The organism is Aeromonas sp. s3 (assembly GCF_040907805.1).
Taxonomy (GTDB): Bacteria; Pseudomonadota; Gammaproteobacteria; order Enterobacterales; family Aeromonadaceae; genus Aeromonas; species Aeromonas dhakensis.
This window is the reverse complement of the sequence record NZ_JBFOCQ010000001.1, coordinates 64,181-73,337: the sequence shown is the minus strand read 5'-3', so window position 1 is coordinate 73,337 and position 9,157 is coordinate 64,181. Positions and strand designations below refer to the sequence as shown.

The following is a 9,157-nucleotide window of genomic DNA, read 5'->3' as shown; positions in this document are numbered from 1 at the left end:
CGGCTACATCTTCCGTCACCACCACACTCTCTCCCTCATCGGCGAGATCATTGATGGGGGTGATCGTCAACTCCAAGGTGGATTGCACCGTGTCGGTGCCATCAGTCACGGTATATATCACTGGTGGAACGGCGCCATCGTAGTTGGGGGCCGGTGTGAATGTGAAGCTGCCATCCGTATTGACGATGAGTGTGCCAACCCCATCGATGGTCACGCTGGTACCGGCAGCTATATTGGCATTGTCCCCCCAAGTGAAGATCAGTACTGACGCAGCCTGCGGCCCATCGGTATTCACCGTGTTATCCAGCAGATTACCACTCAGAGCTCCGTCTTCAGCAACGGTCAGTTGCTCTCCCTGATCCGTCAGCTCATTGACCAGCAAGGGCTCTGCTATCTGCTGGGTATCCACCACCGGCTCAGCTTGGTAGGTAGTGTCAAACCCGGCGGCGGCGATAGTGGCATCGCCAATCCTGTCGATGGTTACAAAACCACCGTTACCGCTGGCTCCAGCAACCCCACCGATCCCACCGCCACCACCTGCAGCCGGAGCACCACCCGCAGCTGACGCTTCAAAGTTTTGCGTCGGGTCAACCCCTTGCAAAATCGACTTTTGCAAGGCGGCTATATCAGAAGAGGCCGCATTTCCGGCATCTGGAGCCGGTGGCTGGCCGGTAGCAGGCGCATCATGGGCTGGAGCATCCGGTGTGGCAGCCGCCGGTGAATCATCGTAGGGCGCCAATAACAATTTGGCATCATCTGCAATGTTGAGCTTTGCCCCGGGTTGTAGGATCTCTCCTTTTTGCAGAGGGCGGCTGCTTCCATCAGCCAGCACGATTTGCACATTGCCTTCAACTGCAGAAACCACAACGGTTTTGTCGATGATTTGGGTACGCATGTCCATTGCTCCAACGTGACGGATCTCGATGTCTACACCATAGATGTCCGTGCTTCTTGCATCCGTTGAAAAAATGTATGGGATTCGTGTCAAAACTGGGGAGGGGAAATGTACGAAATCGAATGTTCTTTTTTATATCGTCAAATCAATCAGTTGTGCGACACCAAATGAAGCCATCTAGTCTAATTAAACTGAGCATAAGCATGCTTATTAATTTTTCGAATAAAAAAGGGGCCCTTGTGGGCCCCTGAAATACTTGGTCATGCTCACGGCAACGGAAATGCCGGGTGTACAAAGCCCTGGTAACCATCGATATGAAGCTTTGAAAGCAACTCGACCTGGTGTTGATCTTCCACTCTGGTCGCAATGGTTGTAACGCCGGCATTGTGGGCGGCACGACATACCGCAGCCAGGAAGGAAGTATCAGCCCCAGGCTCCATAACCTGGCTGGTATAGCCGTGGTCAACCTTGACATAGGAAGGCGCAAGCTCCTCCAGATACCCCAGTGACTGGAAGTGGCGTCCATAGTGATCCACCCCCCACTGAAAGTCATGCTCTTGCAGAACATTAACCAGAGCGGTCACATGCTCCTTGTGCTTCATGATGGCGGCTTCAGGGATCTCGAACAGCAAGCGCTCTTTCAATCCGGCATTGTCGCTCAGATAACCGGTCAGCCAAGTACGGAATTCATCTGAGCACAGCGAGCCAGCCGTAATATTGACCGCCAGGACCAGATCAGGTTGCTGCTGTAGTAATGGAACTGACGCATCCAGTATCGCCTGGTCAAACTCACCACCCAGCTTGAACTGCTCGATGGCAGGCAGGAACTGGCCTGCGAAATAATCGGTGCCATCGCGAGAGATGGAGGCAAACAGTTCTGCATGCATACGCAGACCATTATCAAATCGGCAGGCTGGCTGCGCCTTGAAACGCCACAAATGCCGTGCAATCGCATCCTGAACCAGATCACGCCAAGCCAGGCGTCCCATCAACCCCTGATCTGTGCCCCCTTCCATGACCACGGCACCACGACGCTCATTGCGGGCCCTGCCCAGCGCATTGTCAGCCTTGGTCAGCAGTGCCGACAAATCATCGTTACCATCTCGGCCAGCAATACCAATGACGGACAAGGCGCCCCCCTCACCCATGGGATTTACCACTAGATCGGCGATGCGACTGTTGATCACTTCAGCCAAATCCTTCAATTGGGAAAGGTCATCTGTCGGGCACAACAGGGCATATTCCGTTGCCGAGATCCGCGCCACAGCAGAGCCATCCCACCCTTTCAATTGTTCTTTCAAAGCCTGGGCTATCGATTTGACCATGTTGTCACGCGCAGCAAATCCCTCTTCGCGGTACAGCTCGTCCAGCATGTCGACGGCAACCAGCATGACCCCCCCTTGACCAGCCTCTGCAATCCAGGCGTTGACCTGACCCACGAAATAAGCCCGGTTGCCCAAGCCGGAAACGGCGTCGACGTAGACTCGCTCCCGCAGTTTTTCTGCCTCGTCGGCCTGCTCTTTGAATTGCACGGCCAACTTGCTGGAGAGGGTATTGATGGCCTGAACCACCTGTTTCAATTCATGGGTCTTGGGTTCGGGAATGGCATGACCAAAGTGATGCAGCTCTATCTCGACGGCCTGCTCACAAATCTGCTTGAGCGGCTTGAGCAGGTAGTTGAGTGCTCGCATGAGCAAGATGGTGGTGATGAGAAAACCTATCAGGAACCAGCTGGCAAGCTCACTCATTCCGCGCCACAACTCGTAATAGGCCTGGCCGGGATGACCAACGACCTTCAATTTACCCAGTTGCAGCCAGCCCGACGTCAGGATCGACTCATTGGATACCTCGGGAAACAACCCAAGATTGATGAACCATTGGGGAACACCTTGAATGTTATTGGTATTTTCCTGCTCGATGACATCCTTGGAAGCCAGTAAGTCCAGACGGACCAGACGATAATATCCCCCGTCAAATATCGCCTGAATGACGGACTCAGCCCCCACCTTGTCACCATTTTCCAAATAAGGGGTCAGTGCCAGCCCCAGAGATGTGGCTGTATTGATGACGGTGGTTTCCTGCTGTTGGGCCAGATAGGTACGAGTCGAGTTGAATTGCACCCAATAGGTAGCTGCAAACAACAACCCGAACAGGATCAACATGGTTGCCAATAATTGTCTGTAGAGCGTCATAGGTTAATCATCCAAATTCAACACAGGCTGAGCCAATCGCCCCGACGTCATGCGATTGCGTAAATCATTCCATAATCCCAGGCGTGAGGACTGTCCAGCCAGTTCCCCTTGACCACGCGCCTTCATCAACCACAAGTGACTACCGTTAAAGCTGTATATCGGCACCAGATCCCTACGTTGACTGGCAGGCCGGATCGACCCTATCAAATTATCCAAAATGACGGGCACCGCAGACGGTGCTTCATAGTAAGCGACGACCATATGAAACTGGTTGTAATCCAATGCCTTGACATAGACCATCCGCATCTTTTCATCCGGAACACCCAGCTCCAGCAGGGTAAAGTATTTTGAAATGCTGAAGTCTTCACAATCGCCACCGGCCGCTCCCAAAAACTCCAGCGGGGTTGACCAGTAGTCTTTTTTTCGCCACAACTTGATGTCGTCGATAAACCGCATCTGGTTGAAAAACTGGTTAACCTTCTCCAGTTTCTGACGGTCGGTCAGGCCGGCAGCGCGATTTTGCATTACCAGCGTGCGCCAGGTGGTGACCCGTTTGCCGGCTCTGACGCCGTAGGTCTCCTGAGCCCGTTGTACCAGTTTGAGATCTTCAGGGGTAAGAGGCTGGCTGGCGGAGAGCAGTAGCGGCAGAGATATCAGCAGCAGCCAAAGTGACCAGCGTAACCAGCGAGCGCGCAGCAGCTGGGTCAAACCGGAGGTTGACGCCATGCCGATACTGCTTGCTCTATCCCATCCGGTCACATGCATCTTCGACAGATCCAATGGTACTCACTGCATTGGCCAGAGATGGCCGTCAGAGACAAGGGATGGCGGCAGCCCGGCTGCAACCATCCCTTTCACTCGCATCAAACCTGATGCGCACTCCATTACTGTTTGGCTTGCCAATCGGCCGGCTGCTTCACATTGAATGCGTTGAGCAGGCTGCCAGTGGCATTGAGGATCCGATAATCCGCCAGCAGGGAGTCATACTCGGCTGTAATGTAGCTGCGGCGCGCTTCAAACAGTTCGTTTTCGGTGTTCAATACGTCCAACAAGGTACGTTGACCGAGACCAAACTGCTTCTTGTACGCCTGCACAGTGTCATAGCTTGCATCCACGTGTTCTTTCAGGAAGGTCTTCTGTTTAGCCAAAGACTCTTTTGCGTTCCAGGCCAGGCGGGTTCCTTCCTCTACCTGACGGAAGGCATTCATGTGAATGTCCTTGGCCTGGGAATAGAGTGCGGAAGTGGCCTTGCTCTGGGCCAGATCGGAACCACCGCGGAACAAGTTGTAGCGCATCCGTACCATGGCGGTCAGGTCATCGTTGCGCCCCTTGACGGCATCGATATCCTCGTTCCAGTTTTGATCCACTTCAAAGGTGACGTTGGGATAAAAACCAGATTTGGAACCCTCATGCTGGTACTTGGCAGCTTCGATATCCTGCAGGGAGGAGAGCAGCGTCGGGTGAACTTCGGTTGCCGTCTTCAGTGCAGCATCCAGGCTGCTAGGAATGAGCTGAGCATCCGGAACCGGCTGTACCAAATCTTTTGGCATCTCGTTGACCACCCGGATGAACTCACTTTCGGCATCACGATAGTTGTTCTCGGCGGCAGCCTGGTTGGCGTAGGCTCTGGCTACCCGGCCATCGATCTGGGTCTGGTCAGCGGTCGAACCCAGCCCCGAATCGGTCCGTTTGCTGATGTCGCTGCGGATCTGCTCGTGGGTTTCCAGGTTCTGCTTGGACAGCTCCAGGATCTCCTGCTGGCGCAGCATGTTGAGGTAGACCTCGGCTACCCGCAGTGCCGTGTTCTCCGCCTCGGAGATCATGGCCAGGCGCTGGGCATTGGCTTCGGCATCGGTACGCGCCACGTTGCTGCTGACGTTGAAGCCGTCGAACAACATCTGGCGCAGGCTGATGCCGGCCTCTTTACGGGTCATGGAGTCATCGATGGTGGTCGAGTTTGCGCCGGCCGCACGGGTGGTCGGGCTGTCAGTCTTCTCGTAGCCGACACCGCCACGCAGATCGATGGTGGGGTAGTAACCACCTTTGGCCCCGTCATGCTGATACAGTCGCGCCTGATAGAGATCAAAAGCTTCCTTGATTTTGGGATGGGTAGCCAGTGACTGTGCCACTGACTGCTCCAGTGTTTGTGCCTGGCTTAGGCCCGGGAACAGCACGGCGCCACTTACTAACATGGCAACAATCGTCTTCTTCATGGTATCTCCAGTCATGTTGTTTTTAGATTGTTGGCTTATCGTTCTCTCAGTGCCGACTGCTTTGCCCGTAATATCGGCTTAAGCAAATAGTCTAGGACACTTTTTTTACCAGTAATAATATCTGTACTGGCTAACATACCGGGGATGATGGGAAGTGCGTTAAGCTCATCGCCCAAGTAACTCTTCTCGGTGCGTACTCGAACCAGGTAGAAGGAATTGCCATCTTCATCCTGAATTGAGTCGGCACTTATCTGCTCAACCTTGCCATGCAATCCACCATAAATGGTGAAGTCATAGGCAGTGATCTTGACCACGGCTTCCAGCCCCGGTCGCAGGAATGCGATATCTTTCGGCGACACCTTGGCTTCGACCAGCAGGGTGTCTTCCAGCGGTACTATCTCCATCAGATCCATGCCGGGCTGGACAACGCCACCCAGGGTATTGATCTTGAGCTTCTTGATGGTCCCTTTGAGCGGGGCGATGACGCTGGTGCGGTCAACCCGGTCACGCAATCCCACCTGCCCCTCGGACAACTGGCTCAGTTTGCCCTGCCGCTCGTTGAGTTCGGTTTGCGAATCGGCCCGAAACTTCAGCGCAATATCGTTGCGCTTGGAAATGGTTTCCCGCAATACGGAGTCAAGTTTGGGGATCAGCAGCCTATTGCTTTCAAGCTCCCCCTGCATCTCGTTGACCTGGCGCTCCAGCTTGATCAACTCAACCTGGGGCACGATCCCCTCTTTGGCCAAGGGACGGCTGATATTGAGCTCCTGGCGCGCCAGATCCACACTGCGTGCCACCGTCCTTATCTTGGCATTGAGCTCTATGGTCTCCTGCTCTTTCTGCTCGATCTGCTGACCCAGAATATAGAGCTGGTTGCTCAGGTTGTTGAGGCGCTCATTCTGCACCGACTTTTCCCGTGTCGCATATTCGGCAAACACGTTCTCATAACCGTCCGGAAAAACGATGGGCTGCTTTTCAACCACCACCTGTTCACGCCAACCCAGATTGGGGCCGGTCTTGACCACCACGCTCTGGATCTCCGCCCGCAATCTGGCGATGTCCCCCTTGAGGGTCACCAGCTCCTGCTCGCGCTCCCGAAAGTCGGAACGGAAACGGGTATCATCGATGCGCAGCAGTGGCTGCCCTTTCTCGACGATATCCCCTTCCTTAACGAAGATCTCCTTGACGATCCCCCCCTCCAGGTTTTGGATCACCTGCAACTGACGTGACGGGATCACCTTGCCCTGGCCGACGGTCACCTCATCAAGCTCGGCCCAGGCCGCCCAGATGATGGCACTCATGAAAAACAGGAAGCAGGCCCACAGCAGGGCACGTGCCCGCGTCGGGGTACTCAGCAGGACGGCGGCCGCACCGTCATCCACAAACTCAAGGTGTTCCGGGGCCGGCAACACAGTATCGGAAGGCGCCTTCTTGAACAGGCCAAACTTAGCCATTGGAGGCCTCCTGTACGCGCACCTTGCCCTCTTTCAGCTGTTGCAACACCATTTCCTTCGGGCCATCGGCCACCACCTGGCCCTGCTCGATCACGATGACCCGTGAGGCTACGTCAAGCATGGTGGTTTTGTGGGTGATGACGATCAGGGTCGTTTCCGGCCCAAGCCTGGCCAGCTCATGCTTGACCTGCATCTCCGACTGGTTATCCATGTTGGAGGTCGGTTCGTCCATCACCAGTATGGGGGGATCATTGAGCAAGGCCCGGGCCAGCAAGATGGCCTGACGCTGGCCACCGGAGAGCTGACGGCCCCCTTCCCCTATCTGTCTATCCAGCCCATTGGGATCCCGGTTGGTGAAATTGGTCACACCGGCCCGCTTGGCAGCCCGCATGACCCGCACATCATCCACCAGCGGATTGCCCAGCATGATGTTGTCGCGTACCGAGCCAAAAAACAGAGTCACATCCTGTGGCACACAGCCTATATTGCGGCGGATCACCGAGGCCGGCAGCTGATCGAGTTCAAAACCATCGAGCCGTACCGAGCCATCAGTGGGCCGATAGAGGCCCATCAAAATCTTCTCGAGCGTCGTCTTGCCCGCCCCGATCCGGCCAATGATGGCCACCTTCTCACCCGGCTCGATGCGCAGGTTGATATTGTGCAGGGTGCTGGTTTCCATCCCGGGATACTTGAACGACACCTTGTCAAACTCGATCCGACCGGAGATCACGGGATGGTGAATGTACTGCTTGCCCTCCTCCTGCTCGCCCGGCGTGATCATGATCTTCTCCAGGATCTCCAATGCAGACTTTGCCTGGTTGTAGCGGGTCGAGAGAACCGACAGCTGTACCATGGGCGCGATGGCGCGGCTCGACAGCATGACGGCGGCAATCATGCCCCCCATGGTGACCAGTCCTTCCGAGATCTGGTAAACCCCGACAATCACCAGTGCCACCGTCACCACCTGCTGGATGTAGCTGGCCAGCGATGACATGGAGTTGGTAATGCGACGGGTCTGTACACCCCAGGTCGAAATGTGGGACACAGCCTGCTCCCAGCGGTGCTGAAACATGCTCTCGGCACCAAAGATCTTCACGGTTTCGAGGCCCGAGATGCTCTCGATCAGGTTGGCGTTCTTCTGGGAAGCCAGCCGTGAGCCCTCTTCAATGGACTGCTTGAGCGGCGCCTGGATATAGAAGCTGTAAATGATGAGGATCACCATGGCCACGATGGGCACCACCACCATGACGCCGGCAAAGATCCAGATGATGAACAGGAAGAAGATGGCAAAGGGCAGATCGATGAGGGTAGATACCGTCGCGGAAGTGAAAAACTCCCGCACCGATTCAAATTCCTGCAGATGCTTGGCAAAGGCGCCGGTCGACGCAGGACGCGATTCCATCCGCATGCCCATTACCTTGGCAAAGATCTTGGCAGACAGCAGCACATCGGACTTTTTGCCGGCGATATCGATAAAGTAGCTGCGTAGCTGGCGCATCACGAAGTCGAAGGTGAATACCACCATGGCGCCGACCGCCAGCACCCAGAGCGAATCAAACGCCAGGTTGGGCACTATCTTGTCGTAGACGTTCATGGTGAACAGAGGGCTTGCGACGGCAAACAGGTTGATGAGGATGGAGGCGACCAGCACATCCCGATAGATGCCGCGGGATTCGAGCAGGGTGCTCCAGAACCAGTGACCATCGCGGGTCTCCAGCACCTTGGGTGAACGCTCATCGAACTTGAACTGCTTTTTGACAAAAAACAGCCGCCCCAGATACTCATCACCCAGTTGAGATGCACTCAGCCACTGGGCCGCATCCCCCGCCTGAGGAAAGATCACCTTGCCCTGGGTTCTGTCTTCGTTCCACTCCAATAGAATGCAGGCGCCGCCGTTGCACATCTGCAGCACACAGGGCAATAACAGCGGGGAGATGTCGTCGAGAGACTGGATGACTTCCCGGGCGGACAAGCCACCCCGCTCGGCAGCACGGCCGAACAGATTGGGGGTCAGCAGACCGGATACCAGTGGCAGGCCGGTGGTGAGAGCGTCCTTGCTGTTGGGTACCCCATAAAAGCGGGTCAGAAAGACCAGACACTCCAACAACTCGTCAATACGGTTAGTTTCTGCTTGCATAGCATCCTGACACTGCATGATTGGGCCGACTGTCTCGCCATACCGATACTCAAGCCTCACGGGCGTCGTTGGCGCAGACATTCCCGTGACATAAAGAACAGCGCTCCCCTAAAAAGGAGCAACAGCCTGATACACATTAAAAGCACAGGTACCTGACACTGGATGTCATCGACAGACCTGAACGGCATTATGCCCAAAGCGGATACGCCAGGTCAGGCTGTTGATCGCGACACAGGATGGCGCCATGCCCGATATATCCCGTCCAA

At 55.4% G+C, this 9,157-nt stretch carries 6 protein-coding genes; all 6 read right to left on the bottom strand.

Annotated features, from left to right (window positions below; translation table 11 throughout):
• Window positions 1-895 (bottom strand): retention module-containing protein (locus tag AB5Y98_RS00320; RefSeq protein WP_368231027.1); only part of this gene is annotated, 895 nt, incomplete at its 3' end.
• Between the two features lie 266 nt (window positions 896-1,161).
• Window positions 1,162-3,087 (bottom strand): LapD/MoxY N-terminal periplasmic domain-containing protein, encoded by a 1,926-nt coding sequence (locus AB5Y98_RS00315; RefSeq protein ID WP_017766670.1) that lies wholly within the window; start codon window positions 3,085-3,087, stop codon window positions 1,162-1,164.
• 3 nt (window positions 3,088-3,090) lie between these two features.
• Window positions 3,091-3,813, bottom strand: a complete 723-nt coding sequence (locus AB5Y98_RS00310) for a transglutaminase-like cysteine peptidase (protein WP_368231029.1) — start codon at window positions 3,811-3,813, stop codon at window positions 3,091-3,093.
• A gap of 158 nt (window positions 3,814-3,971) precedes the next feature.
• A complete protein-coding gene (locus AB5Y98_RS00305; RefSeq protein WP_195878746.1) occupies window positions 3,972-5,300 on the bottom strand; it encodes a TolC family outer membrane protein in 1,329 nt (442 codons plus the stop codon).
• A gap of 35 nt (window positions 5,301-5,335) precedes the next feature.
• The gene (locus AB5Y98_RS00300) at window positions 5,336-6,754 is read right to left on the bottom strand and encodes an HlyD family type I secretion periplasmic adaptor subunit (RefSeq protein WP_005302548.1); all 1,419 of its coding nucleotides are present in this window, start codon (window positions 6,752-6,754) and stop codon (window positions 5,336-5,338) included.
• Complete coding sequence (locus tag AB5Y98_RS00295; RefSeq protein WP_368231024.1) at window positions 6,747-8,891, bottom strand: type I secretion system permease/ATPase; 2,145 nt, start codon at window positions 8,889-8,891, stop codon at window positions 6,747-6,749. Before AB5Y98_RS00295 ends, AB5Y98_RS00300 begins: the two co-directional genes overlap by 8 nt.
• Window positions 8,892-9,157: the final 266 nt, after the last annotated feature.

Bases quoted from the DNA above. Each gene is read 5' to 3' on its own strand.
- AB5Y98_RS00315 (WP_017766670.1), bottom strand. From the start codon at position 3,087: ATGACGCTCTACAGACAATTATTGGCAACCATGTTGATCCTGTTCGGG.
- AB5Y98_RS00310 (WP_368231029.1), bottom strand. From the start codon at position 3,813: ATGGCGTCAACCTCCGGTTTGACCCAGCTGCTGCGCGCTCGCTGGTTA.
- AB5Y98_RS00305 (WP_195878746.1), bottom strand. From the start codon at position 5,300: ATGAAGAAGACGATTGTTGCCATGTTAGTAAGTGGCGCCGTGCTGTTC.
- AB5Y98_RS00300 (WP_005302548.1), bottom strand. From the start codon at position 6,754: ATGGCTAAGTTTGGCCTGTTCAAGAAGGCGCCTTCCGATACTGTGTTG.
- AB5Y98_RS00295 (WP_368231024.1), bottom strand. From the start codon at position 8,891: ATGCAAGCAGAAACTAACCGTATTGACGAGTTGTTGGAGTGTCTGGTC.